The following is an 18,753-nucleotide window of genomic DNA, read 5'->3' on the forward strand; positions in this document are numbered from 1 at the left end:
TAGACGAAAAACAAGGAGTGGCATTATGGATATCCCGACGCTGACAGCCTTCTTCGGCTGGTGCACAGTTATCAACGCTGGCATTCTGACCCTGTGGACAGTGTTCTGCATGTTTACCCCCGATCTGGTCTACCGCCTGCAAAACAGATTTTTCCCGCTGCCGCGCGAAACCTTCAACGCCATCATTTATTCGTTTCTCGGTCTGTTCAAAATCGTCTTTCTGGTCTTCAATGTCGCGCCCTACCTCGCATTGCTGATTATTGGCTGACCGGAAAAGTAAAAACCTTATCTGACCCTGCGGCTTACGCCAGAAACAAATCGTAGCTGCACTTCAGCATCAACAGCAGCAAGACAAAACGGAACACCGGCACCACGACCTTGTCAGCATTGCGGATCACCAGCCCGCTGCCGAGCCAGTTGCCGCAGATCGAACCGACAATCGCCACCAGGGCAACCGGCCAGTAAATTCGCCCCTGAATCAAAAAGTAGATAAAGGCCGAAACGTTCGAGGCGTAGTTGACGATGCGGGCGTTGGCACTGGCTTCACGAGTGCTCATCTGCAGAAAAATCATGAATGCCAGCAACAGAAAAGTGCCGGTACCGGGACCGAAGATACCGTCATAACCGCCGATAAAAAAACCGGCGAGAATGGCACGAGAGATCACCTGCCGTCGCGTCAGATCGAATTTGACCCGCTCCGCCTGCAGGTGTCTGGCCTGGAGATAAAACAGGATCGGGATCACCGCCAGCAGCAGGGCAAAAATCAGGCTACGCGACAGGTAGGACGCAAGAGAGGCACCGATTGCCGAGCCGATCAGGGCAGCAACAATCGCATAAATAACGGTCGGCCAGATGATGGTGCCACTGCGAATATAGCGGAATACGGCGAACGAAGTGCCGGTTGAACTGACCGACTTATTGGTGCCGAGAATAAAGTCGGCTGGCATCCCCAACGCAAGATAGGTCGGCACCGAAATCAATCCGCCCCCGCCGGCGATCGAATCGATAAAGCCGGAAAAACCGATCAGCAAAAAAACTGTAAAATACTGCCATATCTCGATTTCCACGACCAACAACCTTTCAGCAGGCTAAAAAAGACATCCATATGCCAGCAATGATAGAGGGATAACGATAAGCTGTAAATAGCTGGAAACGGTGACGCTGCTCCCCACCAAGGAACGCCATGCGCATCTGGGATATAGATCCGGGCTATTTGAACCGGCAGAGTCTACTCGGCGAACACCGTGAACTGCACGGTATTGTCTCGATTCTGACCAAGGGGAAAAAAGGCTATGCCAGACACCCCGAGACGCTGCGCTGGGTCGGTTATGGCTGGGCACTGCGGCAACGCCACCAATTGCTGGCCGCCGAAATGGCGCTGCGCGGCTATTGCGATAAAACTCCGGTGACCACCTGCGAGCGCAAAGACCAGTGGCCGAAAAGCTATATCGATCAGCCCGGCCGGCAGGTAAAAATCCTCGCGGATAAATATCGGCAGAAAGAACAGGGCCGCATCCCCTTACCAAAAACCGCTCAACAGCTCTGGAGTCAGCATAAATATTCGCTGCTGGCTCGCGATGTCAATCTGTACAAAAAATTGGGTCCGGAAATTGCCAAAATGAAGCCAGACGATGATTTTTCGGCGCTGGTAAAACTGTTTACGGAACAGTTGCGGAACTGCCCGAGCGCGGGTGGGCTGCGCAATGCGCTGCAACATATGTGGGGCTACGTTTCGGAACTTCCTGCGGTAAACAAAGGTGCCGTTGAAACCTGGTCGCTCAGCAGACTGCTGCAGGAAATCCAACAACGCACCTTACGGCAACAACAACCCTACCTGCTGGCGTCAACAGCACTGAGCGAACTCAGGGTGTGGCTTTTAGAACCAGCGCCTGACATTCGCCCTCCCGGCAAAGAACAATGAGCTTTTTCCCGGCAACCACTCCCCTTTTGCTGTATATTTACCCCGCAGAAACTCGGTAATCCTGTCCACTCTCAAACAGGCAGACGGTTTTATGAAAACACTCTCCAATGCATTTCTGATTATCTTCGTCAACGCCGCCGGTCTTGGCATCGCCGATGCGCTGCTCTACCGCCTGTTCGGCATGACCACCCTGCATTCGCTGCCGAGCTTCGCCACTGGTCTGGCGATCTTTCTCGGCCTGCTGCTCTCTCCCGGCTTTGCTTTTAACAAGCACCTGCCAAAACTGGTTTTGGTGCCACCGCTGGTGTACCTGCTCTGGGGAATGCTCGATTTCTGGCCGCTGGAACATGTCGTCGGTGATGATTACCGCTTTTACGCCGCCATTGGCCAGTTGCTCCTCGGCGTACTGGTTCTGCAGCTTAATCTGACGATCAATAAAAAAAGTCGCCTGTTGGTCAACAGCCAATTCGCCGGGCCCTGTTTCAGCGGACGCAACCTGCTGGGCTTTACCCTGATCAGCATCCCGTTGCTGCCGCTGGTCATCGTGCTGCTATGCTTCGCAACCGCCAGTAACGTGATCGAAGAGAGCACGGCTAATTTCATCCGGCTCAAACCGAACGGCCTGTACATGGTCGAAAAAAACTACCATAAACATGATAAAACCATCCGTCTGACCAGCATGATTCATCTCGGTCAACAGGCCTATTACGACCAGTTAACCACTTCGCTGCAAGGGCAGCAGGCGATTCTGCTGGCCGAGGGAGTCAGTGACAAAACCGGGCGGTTGGAGGGGGACTTCAGCTACCAGAAAATTGCCGACCTGCTGGGCTTGGCCTCACAGGAGCAGATGCCATTTGATGGCCGGGTGATCAGCGCGGACAGCCTCGATCAATTGGATGACCGGGTCACAGCAACAACCGATATCCTCCCGGCCGATATCGATCTGCAAGAGTTTGACGCCCAAACCATTGCCATCCTCAACGCCCTGGCCAAATACATCCTCAACAGCGACTCCCTGGCCGAAGGCTTTCGCGACTTCAATCTGTGGAGCGAAAAAAACGCCACCGCCGAAACCAATCGCATTGTGATGGACGATCTGGTGAAAAAACGCAACGCGGCGCTGCTGCGCTATCTGCCAAAAGCCTTGTTCAAATACGATACCATCGTCATCCCCTGGGGAGCACTGCACATGCCAGGGATCGAGCAGGCGATTCTCGCCAAAGGCTTTACCCTGCGGGAGAAGCAGCAACGCCTGAGTATCGATTTTCTGCTGTTGCCGTATGAACAGTTGTGGAACAATTTGAGTGGCGATAGTGAATAGGGACGCGGAAAAAACAGCTGATGGCACCATCCCGTGTGACGCCGCCGCAGTGCAGTGCAGCTGTGCAGGGTTTCGAAGAAAAACTGTTTGAGCCGCTAGGCGAGTTTTTTTCTGCGCTGCACAGTGGAACGCAACGCAGGGAACCCGCTGCAAGCGGGCAAGGAGGTCGGGCGCATTTCTTTGCTTCGTTTCTTTGGGCGCACAAAGAAATGAAGGCGCCGGGCGGGGGCGCAACCCCGCGACCTTGATTTTGACTGTATTTTGGCAAAAACAACACCGGCAGGTCTCGCCCTGCCAGCCGACTTCATTTTCTTTGTATCGATAAAGAAAACAGAAGCAAAAGAAAACGACCCCAATGCCTCTGCCCGCGTTGCGGGAACCTCCGCTCCATAGATATTGGGGGGCCGCTCCAATGCGCTGCGCTTAACCTCGCGGCAAATCTCCCCAAATACCTATTCCGCTCCGGCAGCGACAAAGGGGAGTGGAAATCTAATCCCCGCTGATTCCGCCACCCCGCGACCTTGATTCAATTATTCATTAATCCGCACCGTCGCCGGATCAATCCCATAAACCGAGGCCAGATAACGCAAATAGTCAAGATCCTCACACATACTCTTGCCCGGCTCATCGGAGATTTTCGCCACCGGTTTGCCGCCAGCGGCAACCATCTTGATCACAATATCGAGCGGCAGATTACCGACATCGTTCATCAGATTGGTGCCGATCCCAAAGGAGATCTTCGCCCGCCCTTTAAACAGCTTATAGATCTCGATCATGCGCGGAAAATTGAGGCTGTCGCTAAAAACCAGGGTTTTGCTCGCCGCATCTATCCCCATGTCACGGTACATGGCAATCGCCTTTTCCCCCCACTGCAGCGGACAGCCGCTGTCGTGGCGCAAACCGTCGTAGAGCTTGCCGAAATAGGGGTCAGAAAAATCACGCATGAAGGAATCCATCGAATAGCAATCGGTCAGGGCGATGCCAAGCCGGCCACGATACTCGCGCACCCAACCTTCCAAGGCCGCTTTCTGCGCATCGGATAAGCGCGTTACCGCCTGCCAACTTTGCAGCCATTCATGCGCCATGGTGCCGATCGGTCGCAGGTCGAGGCTGCAGGCGAAATGCAAACTGCTGGTCCCGGAAAAATACTGCGGCAGCTGACGGTTAAGGGTCAGCAACACCTCTGCCTGCCAAGCCTTGCTGGCCCGCCGCCGGGTGCCGAAATCGGCAAAGGTAAAACCGGGCATTTCGCCTTGTGCCCGCAGCAGGTCAATTTTCTGCGCCAACTTCTCCCGCGCCACCGCCAGATCGATGCCAGCGCAATGAACCTCGGTGTGCAGCTCACTGATAATCGCCAGGGTATAGATTTCAAACAGCGTGACATGAATCAGCGGCCCACGGAAACGCAGGTCGAGATCCTCTCCCTTCGGCTGCAGATGGACAAAACGCATATCGAGATGAAAGATGCGCAGAAATTCAATGAAGTCCGGTTTGATAAAGGGGAATGTCGTCAGGTATTCGAGCTCTGCGTCACGGAAGCGCAAGGTGCAGACATGTTTCAACTGGCGGAGGATTTCCGGAATCAGCGCCGCCAGATCGAAGCCGTTGGTATTGCGGCAGGCAAACTTCCATTCGACATCGACAGTGCGAAACTCCGGGGCATGGTAATAGGCCTGCAGCATGGTGATCTTGTAGAGATCGGTATCGAGCAGACTGTCGATCAGCCAGCGGTCCAACTTAACAGGATTCATATCGCCGCCAGTTCGCGGCTGTCGCTGATCAACTCCGCACCGGCGGCGCCCATCTCGGCAATGGCGGTGGCGCTGCTCTCCAGAGCGACCCCACGGCAGGCGGCCAGATTGACAATCACCCGAAAGCCGGCCCGGCAGAGCTGCAGGACTGTCGTTTTGACGCAATAATCGGTGGCTAATCCGCCGACGATCACACTGTCAATCGAACGCTTTTGTAACCACTCAATCGCACCGGTCGTTTCTGTTTCCGCCAGATCCTGATAACAGGCGCCGTAGGGATGTTTAAGCGGATCCTGACCTTTTTCAATCAATAGATCGTAGTTGCTCTCCTCCGGCAGGCCGGGGATCAAACGATTCCCTTCGGTCCCGACCACGCAGTGCGGCGGCCACTTGATATCCAGACCGGGAAATTCGTCGCCAACCGGCGTCATGATCTCATTCGGGGATTTGGCGACCCAAGGCGCGGCGGCAGGATGACAGTCTTTACTGACCAGACGAACGACGGCAAAAGCCGCCTGCGCGTTGAGCTCGGCGGAAATCTGGTCGCCTTCGGCCACCGGCAGTTCGTTGGGGCAGAAGGGCGTGAATCCACGCTGCGGATCGACATCAAAACTGGCGGTGCGGTTCTTTTTAACGGTGATCATTCTGACCTCCTTTTTAGTGGAAGTTGAGGACAGAGGAAAGTTTCATAGCATGACATAAAGTTTAAAGGGGCAGCCTGACAAGTTTCAGCAAAAGCTTACTCCTTTGCCCCCTCTTCCAACCGGTAGACAATCGTCACTGCGGCTGCTACTTCAACCTGCCCAGCCGCAACCGGAACCGGTTCGGCACCAGCCATCCGCGCTTCGGCCATCATCAGTCGCGGCTGCGGAGCCCCGCCGGTCGAACCGAGGCTGAGCGACTGTACCGCTCCCAATTTAACACCGGCGGCCAAAGCCATCGTCTCGGCTTTACGCATCGCCCGCTCGATGGCTTTTTCAATCGCCCGTTGGCGATGTTCGCTCGGATCGGCCAGGCTAAATTGCAGGCCACCGATCTGATTGGCTCCTGCCCGCTGCGCCAGGCCGAGCAGCTGACCGGCCAGCGCGACCTGGGTGGTGGAGATCAACAACTCATTACTCACCTGGTAGCCGACAATCTGTCGTTGCCAGTCGGCGGGGGTCGGTCGCGGCGGACGGCTCCATTCAGGGCGAATCTGAAACTGTCCGGTGGCCATATCCGCATCGCCGATACCGATTTCTCTCAGCATCGCCATCACCGCAGCCATCCGCTGATTGTTGTTATCCACCGCCGTCCCGGCCTGCGCTCCTTCAGTAACAACCCCTAGCCGCATCTGCAGTAAATCGGGGGTCGCCTTGACGCTCCCTTCGGCCTGCACGACCAGTTGCGGCAACGCCGTTGGCAAGGCACCATAGTTAAAAGTTTTCGGGCCACAGCCCACCAGTAACAACAGAACCAGCAGAAAGGCTTTATTCATTTGTTCATCCCCTTTTGACTAAAGTGAAAAGACCTCATCACCATACTCGTTCAAGGCTTACTCCGCAATCCACATGCCATTGACGGAACAACTAAAGCGACTAGACTTGAAGAACAGACCGAACATGGCAAAAAACCTGCTTTTCCCCCCAGGAAAACCGCTGTTTGCGAGGAAAAGATGAAAAATAAACAGCAGACCGTCTCGCTGGTATTGGGTAGCGGTGGTGCCCGCGGGCTGGCCCATATCGGTGTGATTGAGGTGCTCGAAGAGCAGGGCTTCAAGATCGAATCGATCTCGGGATCATCTATGGGGGCACTCGTCGGAGGTATCTATGCAACCGGCGAGCTGGATAACTACCGCAACTGGGTCTGTGCGCTGGAAACCATCGATATGCTGCGCCTGCTTGATGTTTCCTTCAGCGGTTCGGCGGTCTTCAAAGGGCAAAAGATCATCAACACCCTGCGGGAGTTGATTGGTGCCCGCAACATCGAGGACTTGCCGATCTCCTTCACCGCCGTCGCCACCGAACTGGAACGGGGCAAGGAGCTCTGGTTTTCCAAGGGACCACTGTTCGATGCCATCCGCGCCTCCATCGCCTTCCCGACGATCTTTTCTGCGGTTGATTACCGGGGGCGCAAACTGGTCGACGGCGGACTGATGAACCCAATCCCGATCGCCCCGACTCTGCACGACATTACCGACCTGACCATCGCCGTCAGTTTAAGCGGCAAAGGCGATGAACCGCTTGCGCAGCCAGTGCCGGTGGCGATTCCAGTAGCGACGCGCAACAAATATCATCAGATGGTGATCGAGTTTATCAATGGCTTCCAGAACAACCACAAGCAGGAGGACGCTGGCTTTTTCGAGATCATCTCGCAAAGTATCGATGTCATGCAAAACAGCATCGCTCGCTTTATGCTGGCCGCCTACAGCCCGGACATCCTCATCGAGATTCCCAAAGACTGCTGCACCATGTACGAATTCGACCGGGCAGCCGAACTGATTGAAATTGGTCGCTATCAGGCAGAAAAAGCGATTCACCTCTTCTCCGAAACGCAAACCAAGCAGCGCTAAGCTTCTTCAGCGCTGCAGAATACTAAACCGGCAGGCCTGCCCGGCATCAACCAGCTCTTCAGAGTGCACCAGCTGATACTGGTCGGCCGGCAGCAACGGGAAATGGCTGTCGCCAGCGACCTCTTGCAGCAGTTCCGTCAGATAAATTTTTGCGACCAGCGGCAACGCCTGACGATAGATATCTTCGCCACCGCAGATAAATAGTCGCTCGGTTTTGACCGCCGCCAGAGCCGCCGAAAGTGAAGACACCACCTGGCAGCCGGCAGCGCGAAAATCGCTATTATGACTGAGCACGATCATCTCTCGCCCCGGTAATGGTCGGCCGATCGACTGATAGGTCTTGCGCCCCAGCAGCAAACTCTGCCCCATGGTAATCTGCTTGAACCGCTGCAGATCGCCCGGCAAATGCCAGGGCAGTTTGCCATTGGCACCAATAGTCCGGTTCTGCGCCATAGCGACGATCAGCGATATCAACAACAGTTCACCTCATTCGAGCCGGGTTTGTCGGCGATAGTGCGCCGCACCAGATAACGCTCAAAAACAGACTGCGGCAACCGTTTGATCAACAGACCGAGGAGAAAGGTCACCAGCAGCGAGAACAGCAAACGCCCCCAAAAGACTCCCGAAAGGTGCCCGCCGAGCAGCAGCATCACCAAGGTATCCTCAATCAAACTATGACAGAGGCCCAGCATCGCCAACGAAGCAAAAACATCCTGCTTGCTCAACCCTCCGCTTTGGGCTTCGCGGATGAGCAGCGCGCCACCGTAGCCAATGCCAAGTGTCATACCGATAATAGTCAGCGGCGCCGCCGCCCGCCCCATGCCGAGCAAGGCCAGCAGCGGTTCGAGCAATCGGGTCATCAGGTCGGTGATGCCGATTTTTTTCAGCAGCCGCAGCAAGGCCATCAGACTGAGAATAATCAAAAAGATCGACAGCATGTTACGCAGCTCGGCAAACAGCCACGCGCTCCAGGCTGGATCGACCGCCGGTGGATTCCAGATCGCCTGATTGGCCTGCTGCAAGGTCCCCGTCAACTGATAAACAAAATGCAGCAACCAACCGAGCAGCAAGGCACCACCGACCCGCAGCAGGGCCATAGCACGAAAGCGGGTCCCCGCTTTTTGGGCGATGCGCAGTTCCACCGGCAGCGCGTGTGCGACCAGCATCATCGTTGTCAGCACCGTCACCTGAGCAACGGTCAAATCCAAACCGGGCGCAACCGAGGCAAATACCACCATGCCGCCATAAAGGTTGGTAAGCATTGCCGTCGCCCAGACCAGACCGATTTGCCCCGGCAAGCCAACCAGCTCCATCACCGGACCAAGCAATACCCCGAGTTGATCGACCAAACCCCACTGTTGCAAAAAGCGGGTAATAATGCTGATCGGCACGATGATTTTGAACAGTTCACCACTGGTGCACAGGGCGTCGTACAGCAGTTCCCGCATAACCGCCGAGTAGCGCGCTAGAAAACTGCGCCGATCGGTCTGCTCAGTCATCCGAACCTTTGGCACTCAACGCTTCGATCTCCAGTTTAAACAGCAATGTCCGCTTGACCATCGCCTCCGTGTAGCTGAATTCTCCGGGAGCATACTGGGCCATGATCTGATCCAGCGCTAAGCGTTTTTCCTCTGTCTCTTCAATAAAAGTGACCTTGCCATAACCTATGACACTGCGATAGTTAACGCTCCATTCACAGCCCTGCCCGCCGCCGACAACATCACCCAAATCGAGGCTGATCTCGAAACCGACTTGTGGGTTGGCGCGCATCAGATCAACCTTGCGGCCAACTCTGGCGGCGTGAAAGTACAGAACCCGATCCCGATAGCCAAAACTCAGCGGGACAACATAGGGGGCGGGGAGATCGTGCAGCGCCAGATGGCAAACACGGGCCTGCGCAATAATCGCTTCAATCTTTGCCGGATCGCTTATCTGGCGCTCTTTTTTTCGCAATGGAAAGCCTCTATTTCTTGAACAGCCACATAATCAACGAAATCAAACCACTGACCAGCAGCATACTGCTAATCGGAAAAAACAGTTTAAACCCGGGCTTATCGACAATAATGTCCCCCGGCAACCGACCAAAGGGGATTTTGCTCAACCAAGGCCAAAACAGTCCGGCAAGAACAATGGTGATGCCCAAAATTATCAGGGTTTTCTGCATGGCACGGCGTTCCTCGAATGAGAAGGACTACAGCGGCAACTATAGCGCTGCTGCAAACGAAGAACAAGCAGCCTTGCGGAACAACCACGCAATAAAATTGCTCTCAGATTTAAGGGGGAATTTAACCTTTTTTGGCGTGTGAAAAAACAAAGGGCTATGGAATCATTAAGACTGTGGCCAGAGTGACCGATTTCGGGTAAGGTTTTGTTCAATTGTTAATCGTAAAAAGCAAAGCGAAAATGTCCTCCTCCAATCGATTGACATATTCAACGCGAACAGTTCGCTCCCCACGTATTTTAACCATTAGTGCTCTAAAATATTAAAACCATGAAATACATAACTAAAAAGAGAATATGGTCGGTTTTGTTGATTGCCGCTGGTCTTTACATTCTTCCTGCCGATTTCAACAGCTATGACAATTTAGAGCCCACCATACGAACGGTTTTATCGACCTTTTTGATCTTTGCTGGCGTCGCAAGTTTGACAAACAGCCGTTAATTTCCTGCGACAACCTGACAATAAAAACCGTCCGTACCAACGCCAATCCGAGCAATAGCATCACCCCGCTCTTCATCCTTGCCCGACTGAGCGGGGAAGTCAACTCGTAGACTTTTGGCATCAACGTCTTTTTGAGCCGCGTAAATCAACCCGTCTGATCTGATTTCGGCGACCGTAAATCCTCACACTCATCGAATTCCCAACGACGAAATTGCCGCTCCGGGGTCTGAATCAACATCACACCACCACGCAGGTCACACCCGGTGATTACGCCTTCTTCGCTGCTTTGCTGGTGACGAACAATAGCGTCGTGACCGGTTTCCGTTTCCAGACAAAGTCGCTCAAATCTGTCTTTTTCCATAACCTACTCCCATCCGCAAGCCTAGCTCCATTCTATACCACCTTGAGTGTCCAAGTCAGGGGGGAGCAGGAACTTTTTTACAGCACCAGGACCGTCCAAAGGATACCGGCGCCGATCGCCGAACCGATAACCCCGGCAACGTTTGGCGCCATAGCATGCATCAATAAAAAGTTGGTCGGATCTTCCTTCAGGCCGACGGTGTGAACCACCCGCGCCGAGTCAGGAACCGCCGAAACTCCGGCAGCACCGATCAGTGGATTGATCTTGTCCTTGAGAAACAGGTTCATAAATTTGGCACAGAGAACCCCACCAGCGGTTGCAATACAGAAAGACAGCGCTCCAAGACCAAAAATCAGCAACGATTGCGAAGTCAGAAAATACTTGGCGGCAGTACTGGCTCCGACCGAGAAACCGAGCAGGATGGTGACGATATCGATCATGCCGTTGCGCGCCGTATTGGCCAACCGGTCAGTCACCAGACTCTCTTTGAGCAGGTTGCCGAAAAACAGCATACCGATCAGCACCATCGAACCGGGAGCGATCAGGGCGCAGATCAAAAATGCACCGATGGGGAAAATAATCTTTTCCTTGCGGCTGACCTGACGCGGGGTGGTCATGCGGATCAGGCGTTCTTCTCTGGTGGTCAGCAACTTCATGATCGGCGGTTGGATAACCGGGACCAGCGCCATGTACGAATAGGCGGCGATGGCGATGGAACCAAGGAGATGCGGTGCCAATTTGGATGAGAGAAAGATTGCCGTCGGTCCATCAGCACCACCGATAATACCGATGGCTCCGGCTTCAGCCGGCGTAAAGCCGAGAAACATGGCGCCGATCAAAGTCAGAAAAATACCAATCTGGGCAGCGGCACCGAGCAACACCAATTTCGGGTTACTGAGCATAGTGGAAAAATCGGTCATCGCGCCGATACCGAGAAAGATCAGCGGCGGAAAGATTCCATGGCTGACACCGAAGTAGATGTACTGCAGCACGCTGCCGTCGTCATAAACGCTCAGCGCCATGCCAGCCACCGGCGGGATATTACCGACCACCACGCCGAAGCCGATCGGCACCAGCAGCAGCGGTTCGTAATCCTTGGTGATCGCCAGGGTGATAAAGATGATGCCGATGACAATCATCATGAAATTGCCCCAGGTCATGGCGGCAAATCCGGTATTCTGTAAAAAATCGTAAAGCATGCCCATTCCAGGTCTCCGCTACGCTTAAAGCTCAAGAAGGTATCGATAAATGAGAGAAGGTCTGCTCCCTAGGGCGTGATCACCAGCAGCTCGTCCCCTTGATTAACGGTATCGCCAGCGCTGATGCTGACCACCGAAATCGTGCCGTCAAGGCGGGCGTTGATCTCGTTCTCCATCTTCATCGCTTCCATTTTAAACAGCGGCTGACCGGCCTTGATCTTATCGCCGACCTGCACATAGACCTCCATGATCGAACCGGGAATCGGAGCCAGAACGCTGCCCTCTCCTCCGCCACCGCTTTTACTTTTAGCCACCGAGACCGGCGCTGCCACCGGAGACGGGCCGATGTTCGGCAGCCCCCCTTCGGGGATCACTTCGGAAACCGAGGTAATCGCCACCTGGTATTCCTTGCCGTTGATTTCCAGCGTCGCTTCATCGGCGCTTATGCTGCGCAGGCGGACGGTAAAATCCTTATCGTTCAGTTTTAATTGATATTTACGCATGTGATCCACCTTCGGAGAGGGAGCGCATTTTACCGGCAGAAGCCCAGATCGAGCCCTGGCGCTGTTGTCGGGAAATGGTCAGATGGGAATCTTCGCCAAGGCTGTGTTGCAATTCCAGGTGCAGCACCAGCGAGAGCGCCGCCATAATTTCCGCCTCGGTCGGATCGCTCGCTGCGGCCACCGCAGGTGTCTTTGCCGAGGCGTCCTTGCCGGCGCGAAGTTGAGTCCCCCAAGTAATGGTTCGCGGCAGGGCGGCAATAAAGAGACTGATCAGCGCCAAGCCGGAGAAAACAATCAGCATCCCGGTCAGGGTAATGCCGATGGCGTTACCATCGATGACATTTTGCCAGCTGTAATTCATGATCGTCTGTTCCGTTTCTTGTTAGTTTTCATCTTCTGCTCAAAGCGGAATGTTGCCATGCTTTTTGCGCGGATTACTGTCCTGTTTACCTTCCAGCATCACCAGTGCGTTGCAGATGCGGAAGCGGGTGCGCTGTGGCAAAATCACCGCATCGATGTAGCCCCGCTTGGCCGCCTCGTAGGGATTGGCGAACTTGTCCGAATAGTCTTCCCCATGTGCGGCCAAAATTTCCTGCGCACGCTCGGGATCTTTGTTGGCCTCCTTGGCAAAAAGGATTTCCGCCGCGCCCTTGGCACCCATCACGGCAATTTCCGCTGTCGGCCAGGCATAGTTGATATCGCCACGCAGATGTTTGGAGCTCATCACGCAGTAGGCCCCGCCGTAAGCCTTGCGGGTGGTGATGGTGATTTTGGGGACGGTCGCTTCGGCATAAGCATAGAGCAGTTTGGCGCCGTTGCGGATAATACCGCCATATTCCTGGATGGTACCGGGCAGGAAGCCGGGCACATCAACAAAGGTGACGATGGGGATATTAAAGGCATCGCAAAAACGGACAAAGCGCGCGCCCTTGATCGAAGAATCGTTATCCAGCACCCCGGCCAGATGCAGCGGCTGATTGGCGACGATGCCGACCGACTGGCCACCGTAATGACCAAAGGCGATCACCAGGTTGGGGGCAAAGTCAGGCTGAATCTCGAAGAAGTGGCCATCGTCAACGGTCGCGGCAATAACCTGCTTGATATCGTACGCCTGATTTGAGTTGTCGGGGATCAAGCGGCAGAGACCATCATCCTCGCGAGCGACCGGATCTTCGGTCTCACGCCGTGGAGCTGGCTCCATATTGTTCTGCGGGATAAAGGAGAACAGCTCGCGCAAATAGGCGATGGCCTGTTCCTCACTATCGGCCGCCAAATGGGCAACACCGCTTTTGGTGGTGTGGACGCTGGCGCCGCCTAAGGTTTCGACATCGACATCCTCGTGGGTAACCGCCTTAACCACCTTGGGACCGGTCAAAAACATGTAGCTATTGTTGCGCACCATAACGGTAAAATCGGTCAATGCCGGGGAGTAGACCGAACCGCCAGCGCAGGGGCCGAAAATTCCCGACAACTGCGGGACCACGCCAGAGCTGGTGACATTACGCAGGAAGATATCGGTATACCCGGCCAGGCTTTCGATGCCCTCCTGAATCCGCGCGCCGCCGGAATCGTTGAGGCCGATGATCGGTGCGCCGTTTTTGACCGCCATGTCCATCACTTTGCAGATCTTTTCGGCAAAGGTTTCTGACAGCGAACCACCGAGCACGGTGAAATCCATCGAGAACAGATAGACCAGCCGGCCGTCGATGGTTCCGTAGCCGGTGACCACGCCGTCGCCATAAACCTGATTCTCTTCCATGCCAAAGTGGTGACAACGGTGAGTCTTAAACATGTCGAATTCTTCGAAACTGCCGTCATCAACCAGTAGTTCAATCCTCTCCCGCGCGGACAGCAGCCCCTTGGCATGGCGCTTTTTGATTTTTTCCGCACCGCCGCCCTCAAGAGCCTTTTGCTGCATTTCCAGAAGTTGATTGATCTTAGCTTCCATCATCAGTTCTGTCCTTTATTTGGTTGATTAACCGTTGTAATAGACCGAATACATGGTTTCCGAGCCGGTAATCTGGTCGACCCGGTTCTGCAAATTGCGGCGCTGCTCATCGCGCAGCCAGACGTTCCAGTCCTCCAGGGTCTTCCAAGTGCTGATAACCAGGTGCTCGCTGGGGTCGTCATAATTGACCAGCGTCTCACCGGAGATGTAACCCGACTGGGCATTGGCCAGCGAACGCATCTGTAAAAGCAGGGGCCGAAGCTCGACCGCTTTTTCCTTGGGGACATGACGAACGATGATAATTCTGACCGACATAAAACACCCTCCTTAGACTGATTTTTGTGCCCGCTACGACGACGCCTAAACATCACTATTTGGTATAAAATACCCCATCCATGGGAATTGCAAGAAGAATAGTAAATTGTCATTAAAAAAAACTGTGTTTTATAAATACTCGTAATACATAGTTTTTTTCCTATACAGCTTAGAAAAACGTTCTATTTTTGAACGATTAATCGACAGACTTGGTGAAGCACAACAATCGGAATTAGAGGAACCTAAAGAATTATTTATTGAACAAGATATGGAAAGAAAAAGATCATCGAAGTGGGCTGGCAACCAGACCTAGACAGAAGGATCAACTCAGTAGGAGGGGAGCAATAAATTTAGCCATTGCGCCCCTCCTGCCAAGGGCTAAAAAGTCAGTTTAATCCGGGGGTACTCATCACTATTTTCCCGCAGACAACGCTCGCCAGTGGTGACCAAAGAGGTAATATCAATCCCGAGATAACCCCCTTCGACGAGGGACAGCTTGGCGACGCTGCTTTCGGTCAAGACTTGTGCTCCCCGAGGTTGGCCCATAAAACGCTTCAGTTGCGCCGCCGCTAATTGAATTAAACCCTGCACAAAATTACCGGTCAGTGTCTCCTGCCCGGCGGCCAGCCAGACCGTCTCCAGCGCTTCATGCGCCTCCCACCAATAGCGGTCGTTGAACAGGTCGATGCCGTACAAATAAGGCTGGCAACCACGCCACTCGGCGGCGCTAAAGCTGGGCAAATAAACCTCATCACGGCCGTAGGAATGACCGTCCGGGTCACGGATCGGGTGCGGCATGCCGGGTGTAAAAGGCAGATAACGATAAGCCGGGAACGATTGCTGGGTGTAGCGCGGCACGTCGGGATCGGTCCCGGTCGGTTGCATAGTTCAGTCCTGTCCATAGCTGGGGAAGAATTTCAGCATAACAAAAAACCGAAATCGCTGCTTCTTTGCTAGAATAGTAGACAGGCCCACGCAATTTTTAAGGAGCAAAAGCCATGGTCAATAAAGATTACGTCCTCAGCGTGCTCGAACAGACCGAAGAGAAAGAGCAGCGCTTTTTTACCGCGTGGAAGTTGGGGGTAGAACTGGTTGGAAGCGAGCTGTTCGGCCCCAAAACTCCAGACAGCGCCAAAAACAGGGATGACCTGCAACCAAACCCGGAACGGGTGTCCGACGAGCTGGCCAAAGAGAGTTGTGGCGAAGAGCAGTTTCTCACCGCGATGGTCAGTTTCTTCGATCCCGCCTGGGGCGAGGAGCTGGTGGATCTGATCGACAGCCACAAATCGTTCTGCGGACTGACGTACAATCTAGATCACGCGCAGATCGAGATTCTCTGTGAACTGCTGCGCAACTATCAGGGCTGGTCGCTGCCCCCGAGCAACTAAAAACACAACTGATAACTTTTTCACCATGACCGAGGCACCTTGAAATACCCACCCCTTGCCAGCGACACTGATCCACCATCGAAGCGTTTATTCGACGTCTTCCGTTACAGCCGCCGCGCCCTGGAACTGGTCTGGACGACCAGCAAACGCCTGGCGCTGATCTTCGCCGCGTTGACCCTGATCGCTGGAGTCCTGCCGGCGGCAGTCGCCTGGATCGGTCAATTGATCGTCGATGGCGTGGTCGCAGCGATGGGTCAACAGCAGCAGACCGGCAACGCCGATACCACTTTCGTGCTGCTGTTTGTCGCTGCCGAAGCCGGGATCGTGGCGCTGATCGCCGGGGCGCAACGCGGCATCTCCACCTGTCAGGCGCTGCTGCGAGCACTGATGGGGCAACGGATCAATATGCTGATCCTGGAAAAAGCCCTGACTCTGAAGCTGGCCCATTTCGAAGATTCGGAATTCTACGACAAGCTGACCCGCGCCCGCCGCGAGGCGTCGACCCGCCCTTTGAGTCTGGTCACCCGCACCTTCGGCCTGGTACAAAATGGCATCTCGCTGCTCAGCTACGCGGTGCTGCTGGTACAGTTTTCCCCCTGGGCAGTGCTGATCCTGATTATCGGCGGTATCCCGGAATTTATCGCCGAGGCGAAATTCTCCGGCGACAAGTTCCGCCTGTTCCGCTGGCGCTCGCCGGAAACACGGATGCAGATGTATCTGGAAACGGTGCTGGCGCGCGAGGATTACGCCAAAGAAGTCAAACTGTTCCGACTCGGACCAAAGCTGCTGCAACGCTACCGGAGCATCTTTGAAAAACTGTTCGCCGAAGATCGCAAGCTAACCTTGCGCCGGGACTCCTGGGGATTTTTACTCGGGCTGATCGGCACCGCCGCCTTTTATGGCGCCTACGCCTGGATCGCCCTGTCGGCGATCAAAGGCAGTATCAGCCTGGGGCAGATGACCATGTACCTGCTGCTCTTCAAGCAGGGGCAGTCGGCGGTCTCGGCCAGTCTCTCGGCGATCAGCGGTATGTACGAGGATAACCTCTACCTCTCCAACCTCTACGAATACCTGGAGCAGGAGGTCCCGCAGCAAAGCGGACAATTACAACAGGGCCCACAACCGGGCGACGGAGTGCGCTTCGAGAAGGTCAGCTTCAGCTATCCAGACGCCGATGAGGCGGCGCTGCTGGAAGTTGATCTGCATCTCAAACCGGGCGATAGTTTGGCCTTGGTCGGTGAAAACGGCGCCGGCAAAACCACCCTGATCAAACTGCTGACCCGCCTTTACCAACCGGACAACGGCCGCATCCTGCTCGATGGCCTCGATCTGCAGCAGTGGGATTCTGAGGCTCTGCGGCAAAGGATCGGCGTTATTTTTCAGGATTTCGGCCGTTATCAGTTTCTGGTCGGAGAGAATATCGGGGCTGGTGATGTGACCCATTTCGAGGACCGCCAGCGCTGGCAACAGGCGGCCGAGAAGGGCATGGCGCAACCGTTTATCGACAAACTGCCGCAGCAGTACGACACCCAGCTCGGGAAATGGTTCAAAGGCGGCCGCGAGCTGTCCGGTGGCCAGTGGCAGAAGATCGCCCTGGCCCGCGCCTTCATGCGCACCGATGCCGACCTGCTGGTGCTCGACGAGCCGACCGCGACCATGGACGCCGCCGCCGAAGCGACCATCTTCGAGCACTTTCGCGACTTAAGTCGTGGCAAGATGACCATCCTGATTTCGCACCGCTTTTCTACCGTGCGGATGGCCGATCAGATCGTCGTCATCGATAAAGGACGGATCGTCGAACGCGGCAGTCACGAACAATTGATGGAACATGACGGCCAGTATGCCTACCTCTTTTCGCTACAAGCGGAGGGCTATCGATGAAACTGACGACTCTGCCCTTACTACTTAGCACCTTGCTGCTGCCATCACCGGTCTGTGCCGCGCTGGAACATATGTTCCTCTTTTTTCCTGACAGCGAAATAATCATGACCCCGGCGACCATGCGGCTAGAATTTGAGGACGTTTTTTTTAGCGCAGCAGACGGCACCAGACTGCACGGTTGGTACCTGCCGGGTGAAGCGGGGCAACCGCTCGTCGTTTTCTGCCACGGCAACGCTGGTAACATCTCTCACCGAGTCGACAACCTACGCCTGTTGCGCGAGCTGGGCCTTGCAGTATTTATTTTCGATTACCGCGGTTATGGCCAAAGCGAAGGCAAGACTAGCGAGAAAGGGACCTACAGCGATATGCGCGGTGCCATCGAATGGTTGCAAAAAAAAGGCTGGAAAACTGAGCAGTTGATCTACTTCGGCCGCTCGGTCGGCGCCAGCGTTGCCCTGCAACTGGCACTTGAAAAACCACCGGGGGGGCTGGTGCTGGAATCCCCCTTCACCTCAATCAAGAAAATGGGACAGCACCACTACCCGTTGCTCTGGATGTTGGCCGGCTGGGCACTAGAAGCTCGCTACGACAACCTGGCAAAAATTGCCCAAATCCAAGTACCGCTGCTGCTTTTCCACGGCGACCGGGATGATATCATCCCGCAACAGATGGGATTGGAGCTGTTCGAACAGGCGCCAGCGCCGAAAACCTTCTACTCGATACCGCGAGCCGGACACAACGATACTTATGATGTCGGTGGTCAAAGCTATTGGCGGCAATGGCAGAGGTTTATTCAGGCGACCTTCTAATAGCTTATAGACAACGATAAACTCTTCCCGCTCCAATCCGACGGCCGATTCAGCAAATGAATCGGCCGTTTTTTTTGCCGACAACCCTGGGCAGATCGTTCCCACGATTCAAGAATTTTCCTGCCAGACAAGAATTTTCCTGT

The 18,753-nt window shown here is 54.7% G+C and carries 22 protein-coding genes; 7 read left to right on the forward strand and 15 right to left on the reverse strand.

Features of this window, described 5'->3' with window-relative positions; all coding sequences use genetic code 11:
• Positions 1-25: 25 nt before the first annotated feature.
• Entirely contained in the window at positions 26-268 is a 243-nt protein-coding gene (locus ACZ5PT_RS03995; protein WP_464265514.1) for a DUF6868 family protein, read from the forward strand.
• A gap of 34 nt (positions 269-302) precedes the next feature.
• On the opposite strand, the gene ACZ5PT_RS04000 is transcribed toward ACZ5PT_RS03995, so the two are convergent.
• Positions 303-1,067 carry a TSUP family transporter gene (locus ACZ5PT_RS04000; protein WP_464265515.1) on the reverse strand — a complete coding sequence of 255 codons (765 nt, stop codon included), beginning with the start codon at positions 1,065-1,067 and terminating at the stop codon, positions 303-305.
• A 116-nt stretch (positions 1,068-1,183) separates the two neighbouring features.
• Here ACZ5PT_RS04000 and ACZ5PT_RS04005 point away from each other — a divergent pair, with 116 nt between their 5' ends.
• Positions 1,184-1,921 carry a DUF1722 domain-containing protein gene (locus ACZ5PT_RS04005; RefSeq protein WP_464265516.1) on the forward strand — a complete coding sequence of 246 codons (738 nt, stop codon included), beginning with the start codon at positions 1,184-1,186 and terminating at the stop codon, positions 1,919-1,921.
• 91 nt (positions 1,922-2,012) lie between these two features.
• The gene (locus ACZ5PT_RS04010; RefSeq protein ID WP_464265517.1) at positions 2,013-3,242 is read left to right on the forward strand and encodes a TraB/GumN family protein; all 1,230 of its coding nucleotides are present in this window, start codon (positions 2,013-2,015) and stop codon (positions 3,240-3,242) included.
• Positions 3,243-3,772: 530 nt separating this feature from the next.
• Here ACZ5PT_RS04010 and pncB read toward each other — a convergent pair.
• From pncB to ACZ5PT_RS04025, 3 genes are all read right to left on the reverse strand, one after another.
• A complete protein-coding gene (pncB, locus tag ACZ5PT_RS04015; protein WP_464265518.1) occupies positions 3,773-4,993 on the reverse strand; it encodes a nicotinate phosphoribosyltransferase in 1,221 nt (406 codons plus the stop codon).
• Positions 4,990-5,637 (reverse strand): isochorismatase family protein, encoded by a 648-nt coding sequence (locus ACZ5PT_RS04020; RefSeq protein ID WP_464265519.1) that lies wholly within the window; start codon positions 5,635-5,637, stop codon positions 4,990-4,992. Before ACZ5PT_RS04020 ends, pncB begins: the two co-directional genes overlap by 4 nt.
• 95 nt (positions 5,638-5,732) lie before the next feature.
• The gene (locus tag ACZ5PT_RS04025; protein ID WP_464265520.1) at positions 5,733-6,470 is read right to left on the reverse strand and encodes an SIMPL domain-containing protein; all 738 of its coding nucleotides are present in this window, start codon (positions 6,468-6,470) and stop codon (positions 5,733-5,735) included.
• A 177-nt stretch (positions 6,471-6,647) separates the two neighbouring features.
• Here ACZ5PT_RS04025 and ACZ5PT_RS04030 point away from each other — a divergent pair, with 177 nt between their 5' ends.
• On the forward strand, positions 6,648-7,544 hold the full coding sequence (locus tag ACZ5PT_RS04030) for a patatin-like phospholipase family protein (protein WP_464265521.1): 897 nt from the start codon (positions 6,648-6,650) through the stop codon (positions 7,542-7,544).
• 6 nt (positions 7,545-7,550) lie between these two features.
• Here the strand turns inward: ACZ5PT_RS04030 and ACZ5PT_RS04035 are convergent, their stop codons facing one another.
• From ACZ5PT_RS04035 to ACZ5PT_RS04085, 11 genes are all read right to left on the reverse strand, one after another.
• Complete coding sequence (locus tag ACZ5PT_RS04035; protein WP_464265522.1) at positions 7,551-8,021, reverse strand: dihydrofolate reductase; 471 nt, start codon at positions 8,019-8,021, stop codon at positions 7,551-7,553.
• Positions 8,015-9,043, reverse strand: coding sequence for a nucleoside recognition domain-containing protein (locus ACZ5PT_RS04040; RefSeq protein ID WP_464265523.1), 1,029 nt, complete (start codon positions 9,041-9,043; stop codon positions 8,015-8,017). The genes ACZ5PT_RS04035 and ACZ5PT_RS04040 overlap by 7 nt, the downstream gene beginning before the upstream one ends.
• Entirely contained in the window at positions 9,036-9,497 is a 462-nt protein-coding gene (locus tag ACZ5PT_RS04045; protein WP_464265524.1) for a pyridoxamine 5'-phosphate oxidase family protein, read from the reverse strand. Before ACZ5PT_RS04045 ends, ACZ5PT_RS04040 begins: the two co-directional genes overlap by 8 nt.
• A gap of 10 nt (positions 9,498-9,507) precedes the next feature.
• A complete protein-coding gene (locus ACZ5PT_RS04050) occupies positions 9,508-9,708 on the reverse strand; it encodes a DUF2905 domain-containing protein (RefSeq protein WP_464265525.1) in 201 nt (66 codons plus the stop codon).
• Between the two features lie 643 nt (positions 9,709-10,351).
• Positions 10,352-10,567, reverse strand: a complete 216-nt coding sequence (locus ACZ5PT_RS04055) for a hypothetical protein (protein WP_464265526.1) — start codon at positions 10,565-10,567, stop codon at positions 10,352-10,354.
• A gap of 77 nt (positions 10,568-10,644) precedes the next feature.
• Positions 10,645-11,772 (reverse strand): sodium ion-translocating decarboxylase subunit beta, encoded by a 1,128-nt coding sequence (locus ACZ5PT_RS04060; RefSeq protein ID WP_464265527.1) that lies wholly within the window; start codon positions 11,770-11,772, stop codon positions 10,645-10,647.
• A gap of 62 nt (positions 11,773-11,834) precedes the next feature.
• The gene (locus tag ACZ5PT_RS04065) at positions 11,835-12,269 is read right to left on the reverse strand and encodes a biotin/lipoyl-containing protein (RefSeq protein WP_464265528.1); all 435 of its coding nucleotides are present in this window, start codon (positions 12,267-12,269) and stop codon (positions 11,835-11,837) included.
• Positions 12,262-12,630 (reverse strand): OadG family protein, encoded by a 369-nt coding sequence (locus ACZ5PT_RS04070; protein WP_464265529.1) that lies wholly within the window; start codon positions 12,628-12,630, stop codon positions 12,262-12,264. The genes ACZ5PT_RS04065 and ACZ5PT_RS04070 overlap by 8 nt, the downstream gene beginning before the upstream one ends.
• A gap of 39 nt (positions 12,631-12,669) precedes the next feature.
• Positions 12,670-14,217 carry an acyl-CoA carboxylase subunit beta gene (locus ACZ5PT_RS04075; RefSeq protein WP_464266705.1) on the reverse strand — a complete coding sequence of 516 codons (1,548 nt, stop codon included), beginning with the start codon at positions 14,215-14,217 and terminating at the stop codon, positions 12,670-12,672.
• A gap of 27 nt (positions 14,218-14,244) precedes the next feature.
• Positions 14,245-14,532, reverse strand: coding sequence for an antibiotic biosynthesis monooxygenase family protein (locus ACZ5PT_RS04080; protein ID WP_464265530.1), 288 nt, complete (start codon positions 14,530-14,532; stop codon positions 14,245-14,247).
• A gap of 378 nt (positions 14,533-14,910) precedes the next feature.
• The gene (locus tag ACZ5PT_RS04085; protein WP_464265531.1) at positions 14,911-15,417 is read right to left on the reverse strand and encodes a DUF309 domain-containing protein; all 507 of its coding nucleotides are present in this window, start codon (positions 15,415-15,417) and stop codon (positions 14,911-14,913) included.
• 113 nt (positions 15,418-15,530) lie between these two features.
• Here ACZ5PT_RS04085 and ACZ5PT_RS04090 point away from each other — a divergent pair, with 113 nt between their 5' ends.
• The 3 genes from ACZ5PT_RS04090 to ACZ5PT_RS04100 are packed head-to-tail and all read left to right on the forward strand — an operon-like array spanning position 15,531 to position 18,610.
• On the forward strand, positions 15,531-15,920 hold the full coding sequence (locus ACZ5PT_RS04090; protein WP_464265532.1) for a hypothetical protein: 390 nt from the start codon (positions 15,531-15,533) through the stop codon (positions 15,918-15,920).
• Between the two features lie 39 nt (positions 15,921-15,959).
• On the forward strand, positions 15,960-17,801 hold the full coding sequence (locus ACZ5PT_RS04095) for an ABC transporter ATP-binding protein (protein ID WP_464265533.1): 1,842 nt from the start codon (positions 15,960-15,962) through the stop codon (positions 17,799-17,801).
• Positions 17,798-18,610, forward strand: coding sequence for an alpha/beta hydrolase (locus ACZ5PT_RS04100; protein WP_464265534.1), 813 nt, complete (start codon positions 17,798-17,800; stop codon positions 18,608-18,610). The genes ACZ5PT_RS04095 and ACZ5PT_RS04100 overlap by 4 nt, the downstream gene beginning before the upstream one ends.
• Positions 18,611-18,753: the final 143 nt, after the last annotated feature.

It is taken from the genome of Desulfuromusa ferrireducens, assembly GCF_055389805.1.

What these genes read in the sequence shown, in the direction of transcription:
- ACZ5PT_RS04040 (WP_464265523.1), bottom strand. Translation starts at nt 9,043, where the DNA reads ATGACTGAGCAGACCGATCGGCGCAGTTTTCTAGCGCGCTACTCGGCG.
- ACZ5PT_RS04070 (WP_464265529.1), bottom strand. Translation starts at nt 12,630, where the DNA reads ATGAATTACAGCTGGCAAAATGTCATCGATGGTAACGCCATCGGCATT.
- pncB (WP_464265518.1), bottom strand. Translation starts at nt 4,993, where the DNA reads ATGAATCCTGTTAAGTTGGACCGCTGGCTGATCGACAGTCTGCTCGAT.
- ACZ5PT_RS03995 (WP_464265514.1), top strand. Translation starts at nt 26, where the DNA reads ATGGATATCCCGACGCTGACAGCCTTCTTCGGCTGGTGCACAGTTATC.
- ACZ5PT_RS04010 (WP_464265517.1), top strand. Translation starts at nt 2,013, where the DNA reads ATGAAAACACTCTCCAATGCATTTCTGATTATCTTCGTCAACGCCGCC.
- ACZ5PT_RS04020 (WP_464265519.1), bottom strand. Translation starts at nt 5,637, where the DNA reads ATGATCACCGTTAAAAAGAACCGCACCGCCAGTTTTGATGTCGATCCG.
- ACZ5PT_RS04100 (WP_464265534.1), top strand. Translation starts at nt 17,798, where the DNA reads ATGAAACTGACGACTCTGCCCTTACTACTTAGCACCTTGCTGCTGCCA.
- ACZ5PT_RS04055 (WP_464265526.1), bottom strand. Translation starts at nt 10,567, where the DNA reads ATGGAAAAAGACAGATTTGAGCGACTTTGTCTGGAAACGGAAACCGGT.
- ACZ5PT_RS04060 (WP_464265527.1), bottom strand. Translation starts at nt 11,772, where the DNA reads ATGGGCATGCTTTACGATTTTTTACAGAATACCGGATTTGCCGCCATG.
- ACZ5PT_RS04075 (WP_464266705.1), bottom strand. Translation starts at nt 14,217, where the DNA reads ATGGAAGCTAAGATCAATCAACTTCTGGAAATGCAGCAAAAGGCTCTT.
- ACZ5PT_RS04080 (WP_464265530.1), bottom strand. Translation starts at nt 14,532, where the DNA reads ATGTCGGTCAGAATTATCATCGTTCGTCATGTCCCCAAGGAAAAAGCG.
- ACZ5PT_RS04085 (WP_464265531.1), bottom strand. Translation starts at nt 15,417, where the DNA reads ATGCAACCGACCGGGACCGATCCCGACGTGCCGCGCTACACCCAGCAA.
- ACZ5PT_RS04050 (WP_464265525.1), bottom strand. Translation starts at nt 9,708, where the DNA reads ATGCAGAAAACCCTGATAATTTTGGGCATCACCATTGTTCTTGCCGGA.
- ACZ5PT_RS04090 (WP_464265532.1), top strand. Translation starts at nt 15,531, where the DNA reads ATGGTCAATAAAGATTACGTCCTCAGCGTGCTCGAACAGACCGAAGAG.
- ACZ5PT_RS04005 (WP_464265516.1), top strand. Translation starts at nt 1,184, where the DNA reads ATGCGCATCTGGGATATAGATCCGGGCTATTTGAACCGGCAGAGTCTA.
- ACZ5PT_RS04065 (WP_464265528.1), bottom strand. Translation starts at nt 12,269, where the DNA reads ATGCGTAAATATCAATTAAAACTGAACGATAAGGATTTTACCGTCCGC.
- ACZ5PT_RS04025 (WP_464265520.1), bottom strand. Translation starts at nt 6,470, where the DNA reads ATGAATAAAGCCTTTCTGCTGGTTCTGTTGTTACTGGTGGGCTGTGGC.
- ACZ5PT_RS04030 (WP_464265521.1), top strand. Translation starts at nt 6,648, where the DNA reads ATGAAAAATAAACAGCAGACCGTCTCGCTGGTATTGGGTAGCGGTGGT.